The organism is Methylotenera sp. N17 (genome assembly GCF_000799155.1).
In the GTDB taxonomy this organism is placed as follows: domain Bacteria; phylum Pseudomonadota; class Gammaproteobacteria; order Burkholderiales; family Methylophilaceae; genus Methylophilus.
In genome coordinates this window covers 2,138,865-2,152,909 of record NZ_JUGE01000001.1, presented here as the reverse complement: position 1 = coordinate 2,152,909, position 14,045 = coordinate 2,138,865, and the positions used below count along the sequence as shown (strand labels likewise).

Below are 14,045 nucleotides of genomic sequence, written 5' to 3'. Positions count from 1 at the left end.
GTACTTGACCCAAGTGGAGTTACCCCAAAATGGCACTGACAGACACTGCTATACGCAATGCAAAGCCTAAAGACAAGCCCTATAAACTATTTGATGAAAAAGGCTTGTTTATACAAGTTACCCCCAATGGTGGTAAATGGTGGCGTTTCAAATATAAATTTGAGGGTAAAGAAAAATTATTGTCACTAGGCACTTATCCTGAAGTGCCATTAGCAGGTAAATGGCATGATCCAGATACTAAAAAAATATGGATTGATGGTGCTAGAGATAGAAGAGACAAAGCACGAGAGTTGCTAGCTTGTGATATTGACCCGAGTGATAACCGCAAAGCTAAAAAAGAAACTAAAAATGGAATTCTTGCAAATAGCCTTGAAGTTATAGCTAGGGAGTGGATAACCACCAAAATGCAGACTAAGAGTGAAGGCTATCGCAATAACGTATTAAGACGTTTTGAATTGTATTTATTTCCGTGGCTAGGTAAGTTTGTAATTAGTGAGATAACTGCGCCTGAACTGCTAGATGTGGTTAGGCGTATTGAAAATCAGAACAAAGTAGAAACAGCTTATAGAACTTTGCAGGCTACAGGCCAAGTCTTTAGATATGCAGTTCAAACAGGACGCGCATTACGTGATGTTACTAGTGATCTAAGGGGTGCATTAATACCAAGCGTTACAAAGCATATGCCTTCGCTAACTGAACCTCAGCAAGTGGCAGAACTAATGCGTGCTATTGATGGCTTTACTGGCACATTAACTGTTCAAACAGCGTTACGACTTGCACCATTAGTATTTGTGAGACCAAGTGAGTTACGCAAAGCCAAGTGGGTGGATATTGATTTAGATGCTGGTGAGTGGCGGTATTTTGTTACAAAAACCAAAACTGAGCATATTGTTCCATTATGCACGCAAGCCATCAAACACCTTAAAACCATTCAATCATTCTCAGGGCAAGGTGAGTTTGTATTTCAAGGTGGACATAATCCAGATAAAGCCATGAGCGAGGCTGCAATTAATGCTGCACTTAGACGAATGGGCTACGATACCAAAACTGAAATTACAGGACATGGTTTTAGAGCAATGGCTAGAACAATCTTACATGAACGTTTGAATATAGATCCTCATATTATTGAGCATCAGTTAGCACATAAGGTGCCAGATAGTTTAGGAAACGCATATAACCGTACAAAATTTCTAGATCAACGAAAAGTAATGATGCAACAATGGGCAGATTATCTTGATGAATTAAAAGCGGGAGCGAAAATAGTGCCATTCAAAAAAACATAAAACTAAGTACACTTAATCCTACTGTTCAAAACGAAAGTTTGTAAAACTTATTAGCTTTTAATGGATAAAGAAGGGGCAACATGAATTCAGATGAGTTTGTAAAAGCTTTAGAAAAAATAGATGTAGAGCTAAGCGATAAAATAAACGCAGGTGATTTTACTCCGAGGTTAGGATCAATTTATAGAGAGAAATATCAATTATTGATTATCGAGGCGCTTAATATTAGAGATTCAGGTGTGGTTAATTTTCTATCAAACAGGTGTTATCAAGTAATAGTTTTCAGCCTTAGCCTTGGTAAATCTCAACAGTTGCTTAATGAGAAAGCTATTCCAGCATTTAACATTCAATCAACAGTAAATACTTCATTGCGTAACGCCATTTCAAAGATTGGCTCGCAGCTAGAAAAAGTAAGACAGGATAGAAAAAAAGGAGCTAAAACCTTACACGCAGAAACCGAGGAAATGCGGTTAGAAATTCTCGAACTATATAAACTTAATAAGACTAAATTTAACAGTAAAGATGAAGCAGCTTATTATTACACTTCATTGTATCCTTTGAAATTTTCTACAATTAGAAATTATCTCAAAAATAAATAGTTGCAGTCTGCTAGCAGAACCTAGTATGTGCTAGCAAAGAGTATTTTGTTAGCAAAATCAATACTTCATGATGTCACTTGTAATCTTTTGACAAGGAAATCGACATTATGGAATTGCAATCAACAATCCATCCCGCATTACGCGACTTCGATCAACTACCTAATAGCCAGCAAGTGCGCTTGCCTGTAGTAAAAGCATTATTAGGCGTTAGTAGTGCCACTATTTGGCGAATGGTTAAAGCCAAAAAACTAAAAGCTCACAAACTTACTGAGCGAACTACAACTTTCAATGTAGGTGAGCTGCGAGTATTGTTATCAAGTAAAACCAGCTCTATGAAAAGTGCGGAAATTGGTCAGAAATAATATTTTGAACCTTCGGTGCTTTAGTGGTTAAAAAGTAATGGGGTTGGTTAAGGTTTAAGTATGAAGAAGGCAACACTTACAGAAATAAAGCGTAAGCGCGATGGAGGAGGGGGCGCAATCCTTCCATTGCCACACATTGTGTTGAATAGTGATGCATTCCTATCTCTAAAAGGAAGAGCAGTTAAGTTGTTGATTGATATTGCAATGCAATACAATACCTATAACAACGGTGCACTTTTAGCTTCTTGGAATTATATGAGCAAGAAACGGGGTTGGACCTCGGCTGACCAATTAGCTAAAGCAAAAGCAGAGCTAATAGAGAAGGGCTTCTTAGTACAAACTGTTCAAGGGATGATGCCTAACAAAGCGAGTTGGTATGGCATCACTTGGTGGGCTTTAGATCAAATTAAAGGATTAGAGATCGTTGCCAAAGATTGGCCCCGCGGAGCTTATTCGAGATGGTATGGGGACTCAAGAAAAAAACCAGTAGTCCGTGTAACGGATTTAAAGACAAATATATAGATCCGTATAGCGGATGGATATTAAATGTAATATATCCGCACAGCGGTGTTATTTGAGCTAATTTATTACTTATGTAAGTCCGTCTCGCGGACTCCTTCTAGATTACCACTCAAAATAGGATTAATTTAAACGTGTGGTTAAAACAAAATAATATCTAATCAAATTGACCGATAGAAAGAAGATGGGGGGCGGGTCAAATCTCTACAGCTTTTATTTTCTAGACCGTCTTCACCATGCAATTTTCCCCTGAGGTAATTTTTTAAATAGGGGGGGGTAAAAAAATTAATCTGTATTAATTCGTAATTGCGAATTGAAAATCCGCGTGTCGGCAGTTCGATTCTACCCCCGGCCACCAGCATTTAGAAAGCTCACAGAGATGTGGGCTTTTTTCTAAAATCAAAATTAACTTATAGCTGACGAATATTGAACCCAAGATAACGCAAAATTTTAGTCGTCCTTCCATTAATGACAGGTAAGTTTACGTTGTTTACCCAGCCTACTAGCTCTTGCACATTGGATTGACCAAACTCATTTAATTTGAAGGCTGGGTCATAAATGAGGTCACTCATCCTTTTTACGATATCGCCCTTACCAAAAATGAGATGTGATAGACTGGACCTAACAGTTTGCAAGTTATTCTGCTTTGCAAATGTTTTCTTTAATGTTTCCAAACCTCCATCAAAAAACCTTAATCTGTCATAGAAAGAGTGCAGAACTACCAATCCATCTATTATGTCTTCCATAGTAGATGAATTTATTGACTCTGGTGACGCAAAGACTTTTTTAATAAGCGGATAATTTTTTTCGGCAATAGTCAATTCAAAATGACTCCACTTCACAGTGAGCCATTCTTCAATTAATTGCTTAAGTAAATCCTTCCGCTCTTCATTCCAGCCAATAGGCACCTCACGCCACTTCTCATGTGTGGCGTGACGATCACGCACGAAGCTGAAGAAAGAGTCTATTTCAAGCCGCAATGGAATCACATCTTCATCTAATTTACGCTTTCCTATTTCTTGATAGACTTTCTCAATTTGATGGAATGCAGTTACAGACTCTTGATATGTTTTGCGGTATGACTCAATAAAAATGTTTTCTTTAGATTGATGCTTTACACCTCTATTGATATTAGAAAACACGACATCTCCGAATTTCTTGATTACCTCATCATTTCCATCTTCAATCTCTTTAGCAGCCTTAAGTGATTTGTTGTAGATTTTCTCGTACTCTCTAATCGCTTCTTCAGTAAGTACACTGGCCTGATTCCAGTAGGCAGTAAACAAGATGGCAAGCTCAGTAAAGCGCTCATCATCAGGATTAATTGTAACGATAATCTCCTGATTAGAGTGAATTGCAGCACTCGTAAGATTTGCAGAGCCTACCAAAGCTATTTGATCACCAAATATGTATAACTTTGGGTGAAATGATTGATTAGAAAAGAATCGTATTTCAATATTTTTATTAGTAAATAACTTTTTCAATGCATAAGGACTGGTAGGAAAACCAAGTCTAACTATGATACGGATATGACAACCATTGGTTGCAATTTCCTCAACGACATTCGCCTCAGTAAAGAAAGCGACGGCAATATACACATTCGGAACATTACTATAATCAAGAATGCCATTTTTAATATAATCACCAAGCGCAGTTTGATTTGTATATAACCCCTTCATTGTGAAGTCCCTAAGTGAATTGGTTTATTTTCAATTTTGTTACTTTATAGCCTAAGTTAGCTATAGAAGTTATAGCATTTTTTAAGCTAACTTTACTGAAGAAAGGCAAATCCAAAGTGCCTACTTTTTTACTCATAATTGCTATACATACTTCGAATCCTGATGACTCGGGTTTGTTGGGATGCCCTTTTAGCTTAAATGCTTCACCTAATTTTTGATTCACCTGTTCTCTAAAGTCTGCGCTAGATATGAAGCACTCGGCAGAAACAAATGCTTGATTGAACAAATGGCTTAATACACTAGAACCAGAGTAGTTTTTTACATGGATTATCTGTTGCGCTGAGGAGTAGAGATCACAAAATTCGACTTTGCTATAACCACTTCCAATTTGGATGTTTTTGCGATCCATTAAAAAAAATGATGGAATACTCGCTGCCACATAACTGAGATACACAGGTTCAGTCATATGCTCATATGGTGGCAGCACCAGAGTTGAGTCGGCTATGGAATTATAGAACTGATTAATTTCCGCTTCGAAATCAGCATTTATGCTGTACCAGTCAGCATCATTTAAGATGTATGTTTTAGAGTTAAAACTTACTTCAGCATTCATACATCGATAAACACTAATTGACGAGGTCGTGCGATTATCTCTATCAATCAGAAATATATGTTTGCTTTTCAGATTTTCTATCGTTAACTTTTCCGTATCAATTGTACTTTTCCAACCATCAAGATCGATGTCCTTAAGAACCACGGGGCCAGGTTTCTTAACATCATTGGTTGGTCTGTATTTTTTATATGTGAATCCATCAGTGTTTTCCCAATCAACAATCTCAGGAACGGCTAGCCAAACCTTGCTAGTTGACTCGTCTTTTACTTTATCCAGAAGCAATGCGTCTAATTCAGCGATCACGGCATTATCACGTTCATGAATTATCTTATCAAACCAAGGATATCTTTCTAAGTAATCTTTTTTGATGTAAGCCTCGTACAGCTTATTTGCAATTTCAGGAAATGTAGAGAGTTCAATGCGTGAAGATATTGAGACTGAATCACGTCCTGAAAGAACCTGATCTTCATCATCTAGATTTTCTTTCTTTGTTCTGGCTGTAATAGATTTAAGTATGTCGATATCATTATTAAACCCGAATGATTCAATCTCGATTTCTTTTGAGGCTTGTTCTCGTGACTGCAGCGAGTTAAGGCTTATATTGGTTTTGTCGATTGATTTAAGTGCACTTGGGTCGCTCAAGTTAAGCGCAACAATCAATCCAAAATTACGTTCAAATGTGCCTTGATTGATTAAATGTCTGGAATAGCCAAAAGCAAAACAAACCCATCTGTCATTGATTTTGAATGCTAGTAGTGCTTTTGAATGTTGATTTACAATATTGGCTTGATCAAACTCAGGTATTCCAGCAAATATCGATGCCCATGTTGGTGGGGCTGGAAAACCACCACTATAAAATAGTCGTCCTGTTATTTCTTGTGTAAGGGGAATTTCTATTGACCGTCCAGCATCGGGGGTAATAAAGTCTGTGTAAGCTTGATACTCCTGTTTTATTAGAAATACATTTAACCTGTGTTTTTTTTCATCAGTCACAATTACCCCCTAATTGCCCGAATTACAAAATTAAATCTACCTATTTTTATCTAAGCTATTTTAATTGATACTATCTAACTATAATAACAGGTAGATTTCGTTTGTAATCATAATGTTGAGAGAGCGTAATGTGTACTGCAGTGTGCCATGTGTGCGTAGAAGATACCTACCTAAAACAGATAATTGAAAATGATGGCACACCAATTTTGTGTTCCGTGTGTCAATCCACAGCTAATAATGCGTTTACTATCGAGGAGCTGGGGAAAGCACTTGAACCAATTATGCGTGAGCATTTCTCTTTAGGCGGGCAAATCAAGAGATTTTATGATGATGATAGCGAAGGATGGGAACAAGAGGGCGACCCAATGTCTTATGCGGTTCAGGAGGTTCTGGGCCAATATTTTGATTTTGAAGATGAAATAGTTGACGCAGTATGTGATGCTGATGACTACTCACCCGGTGATGGCGAAGAGCCTTATTGGGACAATACCGCAAATTACGTACCAAATCGCATTCAAATTGGCGATTATTATGCTCATTGGAATTATGCATTATTGGAACTCAAGAGCAGTAGAAGATTTTTTAGCCCTTCTACTTTAGACCTCTTTGATAAGTTATTTGATGATATAGACACGTTAAAGACATGGAGAGGAAATAAACTTCTTTCTGTGGCAAGAACTTTACCCGTGGGAACTAAATTTCACAGGGCTCGTATTTTCACGTCTCACAGCATACTTAAAGATATTGCTTCAGATCCATTTCAATATGTTGGCCCGCCTCCACAGGAACAAGCGCGAGCAGGTAGAATGAGTCCAGAGGGCGTTGTTGTATTTTATGGCGCGCGCGATATTGATACTGCTTTAGCAGAGTTAAGGCCTGCAATTGGGAATGAAGTTGCTGCTATTTCCGTAAAGACTACTAGGCGTCTCCGATTATTAGATTTCTCTCGTCTTGAGAAAGCCATAACTGATAAATCACTAAGCTATTTTCAGCCAAATTTTACTGATGAACTAGGGAAACAAAAATTTTTACGTCATTTACATCAGTTAATTTCACAACCTGTAATACCAGGTCGAGAAACAGATTATTTAATTACACAAACTATGGGAGAGTACCTAGCTCATGTCTACCCAAAACCGTTCGATGGTATTCTTTTTGCCTCAACTCAGCGAGTTAATGGGATAAACATTGTTCTTTTTTCAAAGCCAGACCTAATTGCAGTGTCCGTTGGTGAATCTTTCGGTATCAAATATATTGATGATAGCCTAAGGCTTTATAGCACCGACAAAATTGAGCACTCACACAGTCAAATAGATTTTAGCTTTTTGGAGGGTGAGTTATATATATCACATGATTACGACTATGACTATGATGACGACTGATTAAAATGGCTTAATAGAAACGAGCTAGAATAAATATGAAACGCTAACTGTAAATAATTTGCTCATAGTCGATTAAATAATCTATCAAAAGGTTGACAAATATAAAAAAATGCAAGATTATGGTTGACATTATAAAATAAATGCAGGGTTTGATATGAGAACATTGCCTCCCAGTTCTTTTTCTGGACATCTCACAGATGATAGATTAAGGGTAATTGCTGAACGTCTATTAGATATTCGATATGAAACTATCGAAATGCTAAATACGCAATTAGACGATAACTACGTAAAAGAAACAGCAGCTTACGGTCGGCAACGCAATATGTTAATTCAACTCTCCTTAAGTCGTAAGTATGACTGGTTAAGCCTTTTACATGCCGGCATGGATGTCACTTTTGCAATAGGCACTATACCTTGTAGATTTTTCACAGACGACCCTTTGCATCCTAACAAAGATGGTTTCTTTAAGAAAAACTCAACTGATGATTTGTTTGCAACGGATGACCAAATACCTGTCACTTGGAGATTTATTGTGTCTAAGTCACATGGTGAATCTGACTCAAAAGTTTATTTTATTGGTTATAACAACTACAACGATAAAATCTGTGAATGGGTTCATTCACAAGAGAATAGATCACTATATTCTGTAGATGAGTTTATGCCTGAGTCAGTTGAAATTCCTTCAGCCCAAGTTGAGTTACGTGATAAAGAAGCTGAAAAAAATGCAGCTGATAAGAATGATGGTATTAAACCTAATGAAGTAAAAAAGTGAGTGAGTTGAAGCGATGAGAAAAGGGAATAAAAAGTGTCATTCATAGGTAGTCAATTAAGACTTGCCCGTATATTTAATGAATTATCGTTAGAGGATTTAGCAGTAAAAGTTGGTAAAACTAGACAATACATTCATAAATTAGAAACAGGGCAGTCTGAGCCTACTGATGAATTGTTAGCTAATTTAGCTAGCAGGCTGTTTGTTTTGCCAAATTTCTTTGCAGTACCACCGAAGACAATCATTTCTGAACAAGATTTTCATTTCCGTAAATTACTCACAACGCGAACTTTGGTTAAACATACAGCAATGGCAAAAGCTGAAATTTTTGGCCGACTAGTTGCTGTACTCGAGGCCGAATTGAAATTCCCTTCAGTGAATATACCTACAATTAGTGAAATAAATAGTGTAGATGATATTGAGCGCGCTGCCGAACATTGTAGAGCGGCATGGGGATTAGGTTTAGGTCCGATTTCTAATATGACAAGACTTGCCGAAACTAAAGGTGCAATTGTTACTAGTTTTCAAAGTGTCAGTACAGAAGTTGATGCACTTTCTATCGAATTACATCGACCTGTAATTGTTAGAAATGAAGCAAAGAAAAGTGTATGTAGACAGAGGTTTGATATTGCACATGAGATCGGTCACTTCGTTCTACATGAAGGGCAAGTAACCGGTGATCGTATTACCGAAGCACAAGCAAATAGATTTGCAAGTGCCTTGCTAATCCCAAAAGAAATGATGTTAAAGCTATTTCCAAGATTAAAAAATAATAGAATTGATTGGCGAAGGTTAAGTGAATTCAAATTACAGTGGAAAGTAAGTAAGGCTGCAGTGTTATACAGAGCACACCAACTTAATATAATTAACGATCAACAATACAAATCTGGAGTGATTACCTTAAAACGTACCGGAGAAGCTTTGCAAGAAAAAGAAGATCATCTTATCGCGTCTGAAGAGCCTGAGCTACTTATTAACTCCGTGCGTTTATTACATAAGAACCATATTATTTCAGTCCAAAAACTTGCTGCTATGATTGATGTTGATAGACAATTTATTTCAGAATTCCTTCCTGAAATAATGACTAATGAATTCGATTTACCAATAAACTTGACAGTTATGGGCGATTTTGTCAGGGGATAAAATATCCCAGTGCAGCTAGGTTATATACCAAAGGAAGTAGCCAAATGCTTTTTCAGTTCTGGAAAAAGCAGCTTAATAGCTCCATCATACCCAGTAAAACTTCTATAGGTGTTTTCATTATTATCAATTAATTGAGTTTTTAATTTTCTGGGCGTAATTTGATATCCAGGAATGATTTTTAGCAGTCATGTTAGGTTTGTAAGTTTTACATGCCCACATGTACAGTATTGCATTTGCATGTTTACCAAAATCTTTGTGGCTAGTTCGTAACCCAGCCTTAATTACTTGATATACAGTGAAGACCTTAGAGTAGCTAATTGGTCTATCGAGTTTTATTGATAAAAGTACAGACAAAACACCTTGCCAACCATAAAACTCATATTCTTTCAATGTCTCGAATTCGTCTCGCCAGTACGAGCTCTCTTTAAGCTGATCGACTTTAGAAAACAGTGCATCCTTAGTATCTTCATCATAATCTGATTCGTAGTAATCTATTGCCAGATCAATATACCCATCAATATTTTGTTGCCATACTTGCATTTCTTTATGCCGCAACTCTTTTTTTCGAAGTGCCAATAAAGCACTTTTCTCACATCATAATTGTAAAAGTATGGCCGGAAGGTATCTGTTGGAAATGTCACACCACTTAGTGAAACAAAGCCCGACTCCCAAAGGTAATAATCACATAATCAACTAAATCGGAGTTAAGTCATGTACAACTACAAAGCAATAGCTGCACAGCTAGCACAGAATGAAGGTGAGAGAGAGTTTCTCGAGTTGTACAGCCAATGCCTACAGATAACGCCTTTAACGCTTAGAGAAGAGGTTTTGAGTGATGTTAATGCTCTTGCTCAAGGCTCTAATATGACTTAATTGTTTGATGGAGGTGCATACAGGCTCCATATGTGTAATTAATTCAATAAGTTGGAATATAGATACCCCGAAAATATACTTCGAATCAGAAAATTGAACACGTATGTTTAACCGTACACATGGATTTATTCGATAAAAGCTACTATTATTAGAACTGTCGCGAACTCCGAAACCCCTCACATGCCTGCGGGGGAGTCCAAGTGGATGGCTTAGCCTAGGAGTGCGCGCATTTACTACTTATCAAATCGCATTTTCCAAATTGTAAATCCTTTTTTCCCAAAAGGAGTGCCTTCATTTAATCCTCTAACTCCAGACTTTTGGCTAATGTAATTTAGGAGTTCGATTCTTGGTTTGCTAGCGTTTTCTTGTAAATCTCTGCCATTAAATTTATATCCAATTGCACCAATAAGTAAATCAACAGCCTGAACAAAATCACTGGTTTTTGAATCAATGTAATGTACGCGCTTAAATGGCCTATGAGTCATACTGTGTTTCTTAGCGATACCACTATTCAATATCGTTTTTAACTCATTAAGGGATTGGTTGGAGTTTCTGTTATCAAGATAAGTGTGTATTGCTTGATAAGTTTTGCACTCTTTCCCAATTCTCAGTAATAAAAGATAGGTAAATTTGCTAAAACCAATTTCGTGATCTCCCCCATTATATTTTGAATGGTCCAGTTGAGAGCAGTCGATTACGATGCTGTGAAAGGTTATCAAGCCTTTATTCATGTGATTGAAAAAAACATCTATGAATGCTTTGTAGCAATCAAGCTTGTTGTTGCTTATTTTTCCCCACTTAATTTCATGATTAAGATTTCTTGATGCTCTAATTTCATTGAAGTCATTAATCAGTAGCTCAATATTCGGTTGTTCAAGTACAACCCCTCCAAGAACCATAAATTTATGACCATTTTGGCAACTTTCATCAATATATATTTCATGGTGCATCGAATATGCTTTCTGTACTTTTTTAGGAATATACAAGCGGTATGTAATACCCCAAAATTTATCATGGAATAAATCTCAATGATTGAGCATATTTTAAGCATGGTTTGCTGAGTTGGGGGGTGTTTTGTTAACTTTACCAATAGTAAGTTATCGGTTATTGTGTTTTAACAGCGCTAAACGACGAATTACGGACTTTTATATCCACATCAAAGGACGTGGTTCGACATTTTCCTAAAACTAAATTAACATTTAAAAACTGACTTTACTGGGTTGGTTATATCATGGATGTATTTATTTTTTGGTTCCTTTTAAGCCTGATAGCCGGATATGTTGGAAGCACAAAAGGATATGGCTCATTTGGCTTCTTTCTGCAATCAATGATATTAAGCCCATTGATTGGGTTGCTATGGGCTTTCGTTATTCAGCCAAAGAGTAATCCGAACGCAATCACACCAGATACACATTAGAAGTGTCCAGACTGTGCAGAGTTTTTTTGAACGAGGCGCGCGAGTATGCAAGCACTGCGGTTTGCAAACTAATTCTGCAAGAATGAAGTATCTAATTTTAGTTTTATCTACACTTGTTAGCCTGCCAGTTGAGGCTGAAAGCAATAGAAGTTATAAGGCTAAAAAGGCATTTAAGATAGATAACCCCTGCCCTACTACTGGCAGGACTAAGGGTTCTTGTCCAAATTACGTTATAGATCATATAAAGCCCCTTGCATGTGGTGGTAGTGATACACCTGAGAATATGCAATGGCAGACTAAAGCCGAAGCTAAGGCTAAGGATAAATGGGAGCGAAAAGAATGTTGAGATTGTTAAGTATATTCGTCTGTCTAGTTTTCTCATCCAATGTATTGGCTGTCAATGGGAATGAGCTGTTCGCATTAATGAGTGATAACAAATTGGCATCTCTAAAGTATGTACAAGGATTGATGGACATGCAGACATATATAAAATATGTTGATAAAGAAGTATCGATTGCATCAAAAACACCATACAACAGCAATTTTTACATATGTCCTCCTGAAAACTCAACTTACGGGCAGGTATACGATATTTTAAAAAAGCACTTAACAGATCACCCTGAAACAAGACATTTAGAAGCTTCAGTGTTGTTATTTGATGCAATAGGAAACAAATGGCCGTGTAGTCAATAACGTTATGATGCAGATAACTAAACCACCCTAACCGCTGGTTTTTAATTTAAGATCAGTCAAATTAGTCTGGATAACCCCAAGATTCCCGAAGTGCAGAACAACAATATTGCAACAAGATTATGCAGTTGATTTCTAACGGCAAGGTTATACTAAGATTGCACTAAGGTTTGAGCGGCATTTAAACCAGCAGTAATTTTTTGACTCGATAAAAAAGGTTTTCGGAGTCCATAAAAAATAATTATCGGACGCGTAAAAGTACTCTTAAAGCTATCTGAGCTAGTTTGAATGGGTTATCCACCACCCTCCAGCGTGCCGATACCACTAATCAGCCCTCGAAACGCTTCAGCTACAGCTTGCAAGTTAAATACATGATCTAAACCAGTATTTTTGTCTGTATATTGAGCTGATGAACAATTGTTCAGCTTGCAAATTTCTAGTGCACGGTAATAGGTATCTGGATAAATATCTCTATTCTTTTCTAGAAATGCCAGTGCGGCTTGAATAAAACCGAGATCTGTAGAAATATGCTCTGAGTGAGCTAATAAACGCTGTGCGGATTGCTCTATTCGATGAATTCTTTGATTTTCCTGCCAGAACCACACTGCAGTAAATGCAAGCAAAGTTACTGCAAGGCCATACGCTACATGAAGTATCCGCTGACTTTTATTCTGAAACGGAAGAAGTAATCCAATAAGTGATGCTATTGATCCGACTGCGCTTAAAACTAGCCAAAAATCTACCATTTCATACCTAACGTGAAAATATAAACGCTTAGAAGCCCATTTAATTATTAATAGTTAAATAAGCTTACAAATATTCGAGCCTACAACCCAAACTACGAATAGTAGCGCGGCGGAAGCAAACGAGATAACTTGCCATATAAAAAGTTTGTTTACCAATCCACTACAATTATCCGCTCTTTTCCTCATAGCCTTAATTTGTAATTGAGATTTATTTGTATATCGATAACGCGCTACTCTTGCAGTCAATCGTGCATCTTGTAATCGAACTAGAACAACTGCACTGCCAAATATTAAAGATAGGAAAGCAAATATACCTGCCAAAGCAAAAGAAATAGGCCACGCTATTGATATAACTTCATCGTCTACAAGTATGGTGGATTGTAGCGCCAGTATCGCCGCAGAGTATGCTAAGTAATGAGAGTTAGCGGCTGTGCGGCTCTCTCTAGCATAAGCTTGCCAGCGTATTGCTGATTCGTAAGCTGACGAATCTTTTCTATTTTCTGTTTTATCATTGATCATATATAAACCATATAAGTATTTTTAGTGTTTTTCTATATCTAGAATTAGTTGATTTGCATAGTAATTAATTGCAAGTTTGGACGCAACTAGCATCAGCAATTATTAATTTACCGACTCGACAAAAAGAGTTTCTTTACCCCATAAAAAGGGGTGACATTCAAATGATTGGGGTAACTTTAGGGGTAACTATTTTTTGTTAGATAAAAATAGTATTAAATTCAATTTGTTATATATATGTTTGAATGACAGAGGGGCCACCATTTATAAAGAGACTCAAGGTTAACACCTTGGGTCTTTTTTGTTTTTGGTGAGGTAGCCAAGCAAATACAGATGACGGTAATTTCAGCCATAAATTGATGGCTGTATGTCAGCTTGTTGTGGGGATTTGGATTGATTGGCCAGAAGTTGCTAAGCGTTATGACTAGGCTCATCACAGGGGAGCTCCATTTGTACAGAGGCAC

Annotated in this window: 15 protein-coding genes; 9 read left to right on the top strand and 6 right to left on the bottom strand. The window is 37.1% G+C overall.

What is annotated here, in order from left to right; genetic code table 11:
* Positions 1-29 precede the first annotated feature (29 nt).
* The 4 genes from FG11_RS10205 (at position 30) to FG11_RS10190 (ending at position 2,763) form a co-directional block, all read left to right on the top strand.
* Positions 30-1,283, top strand: a complete 1,254-nt coding sequence (locus tag FG11_RS10205; RefSeq protein WP_047534866.1) for a tyrosine-type recombinase/integrase — start codon at positions 30-32, stop codon at positions 1,281-1,283.
* A gap of 80 nt (positions 1,284-1,363) precedes the next feature.
* Complete coding sequence (locus tag FG11_RS10200; RefSeq protein ID WP_047534863.1) at positions 1,364-1,879, top strand: hypothetical protein; 516 nt, start codon at positions 1,364-1,366, stop codon at positions 1,877-1,879.
* 107 nt (positions 1,880-1,986) lie between these two features.
* A complete protein-coding gene (locus tag FG11_RS10195; protein WP_047534858.1) occupies positions 1,987-2,241 on the top strand; it encodes a hypothetical protein in 255 nt (84 codons plus the stop codon).
* 60 nt (positions 2,242-2,301) lie between these two features.
* Complete coding sequence (locus tag FG11_RS10190; protein WP_047534857.1) at positions 2,302-2,763, top strand: hypothetical protein; 462 nt, start codon at positions 2,302-2,304, stop codon at positions 2,761-2,763.
* A gap of 407 nt (positions 2,764-3,170) precedes the next feature.
* Here FG11_RS10190 and FG11_RS10185 read toward each other — a convergent pair whose 3' ends face one another.
* A complete protein-coding gene (locus tag FG11_RS10185; RefSeq protein ID WP_047534856.1) occupies positions 3,171-4,439 on the bottom strand; it encodes a phospholipase D-like domain-containing protein in 1,269 nt (422 codons plus the stop codon).
* A 10-nt stretch (positions 4,440-4,449) separates the two neighbouring features.
* Complete coding sequence (locus tag FG11_RS10180) at positions 4,450-6,045, bottom strand: TIGR04141 family sporadically distributed protein (RefSeq protein WP_047534854.1); 1,596 nt, start codon at positions 6,043-6,045, stop codon at positions 4,450-4,452.
* Positions 6,046-6,173: 128 nt separating this feature from the next.
* Here FG11_RS10180 and FG11_RS10175 point away from each other — a divergent pair, with 128 nt between their 5' ends.
* The 3 genes from FG11_RS10175 (at position 6,174) to FG11_RS10165 (ending at position 9,339) form a co-directional block, all read left to right on the top strand.
* A complete protein-coding gene (locus tag FG11_RS10175; RefSeq protein ID WP_047534852.1) occupies positions 6,174-7,427 on the top strand; it encodes an RES family NAD+ phosphorylase in 1,254 nt (417 codons plus the stop codon).
* 154 nt (positions 7,428-7,581) lie between these two features.
* The gene (locus FG11_RS10170; protein ID WP_152604063.1) at positions 7,582-8,199 is read left to right on the top strand and encodes a hypothetical protein; all 618 of its coding nucleotides are present in this window, start codon (positions 7,582-7,584) and stop codon (positions 8,197-8,199) included.
* 33 nt (positions 8,200-8,232) lie between these two features.
* On the top strand, positions 8,233-9,339 hold the full coding sequence (locus FG11_RS10165) for a helix-turn-helix domain-containing protein (RefSeq protein WP_047534850.1): 1,107 nt from the start codon (positions 8,233-8,235) through the stop codon (positions 9,337-9,339).
* Between the two features lie 123 nt (positions 9,340-9,462).
* Here the strand turns inward: FG11_RS10165 and FG11_RS10160 are convergent, their stop codons facing one another.
* Positions 9,463-9,915 carry a hypothetical protein gene (locus tag FG11_RS10160; protein ID WP_152604062.1) on the bottom strand — a complete coding sequence of 151 codons (453 nt, stop codon included), beginning with the start codon at positions 9,913-9,915 and terminating at the stop codon, positions 9,463-9,465.
* 530 nt (positions 9,916-10,445) lie between these two features.
* Complete coding sequence (locus FG11_RS13310; protein ID WP_152604061.1) at positions 10,446-11,198, bottom strand: DUF3800 domain-containing protein; 753 nt, start codon at positions 11,196-11,198, stop codon at positions 10,446-10,448.
* A 492-nt stretch (positions 11,199-11,690) separates the two neighbouring features.
* Here FG11_RS13310 and FG11_RS10150 point away from each other — a divergent pair, with 492 nt between their 5' ends.
* Positions 11,691-11,975, top strand: coding sequence for an HNH endonuclease signature motif containing protein (locus tag FG11_RS10150; protein WP_235276376.1), 285 nt, complete (start codon positions 11,691-11,693; stop codon positions 11,973-11,975).
* Positions 11,954-12,322 carry a Rap1a/Tai family immunity protein gene (locus tag FG11_RS13570; RefSeq protein ID WP_327037002.1) on the top strand — a complete coding sequence of 123 codons (369 nt, stop codon included), beginning with the start codon at positions 11,954-11,956 and terminating at the stop codon, positions 12,320-12,322. The genes FG11_RS10150 and FG11_RS13570 overlap by 22 nt, the downstream gene beginning before the upstream one ends.
* A 290-nt stretch (positions 12,323-12,612) precedes the next feature.
* On the opposite strand, the gene FG11_RS10140 is transcribed toward FG11_RS13570, so the two are convergent.
* Both FG11_RS10140 and FG11_RS10135 read right to left on the bottom strand, forming a co-directional pair.
* On the bottom strand, positions 12,613-13,065 hold the full coding sequence (locus FG11_RS10140) for a hypothetical protein (RefSeq protein ID WP_152604059.1): 453 nt from the start codon (positions 13,063-13,065) through the stop codon (positions 12,613-12,615).
* A gap of 54 nt (positions 13,066-13,119) precedes the next feature.
* Positions 13,120-13,584: a hypothetical protein gene (locus tag FG11_RS10135; RefSeq protein ID WP_047534841.1), complete on the bottom strand. Its 465-nt coding sequence runs from the start codon at positions 13,582-13,584 to the stop codon at positions 13,120-13,122.
* Positions 13,585-14,045: the final 461 nt, after the last annotated feature.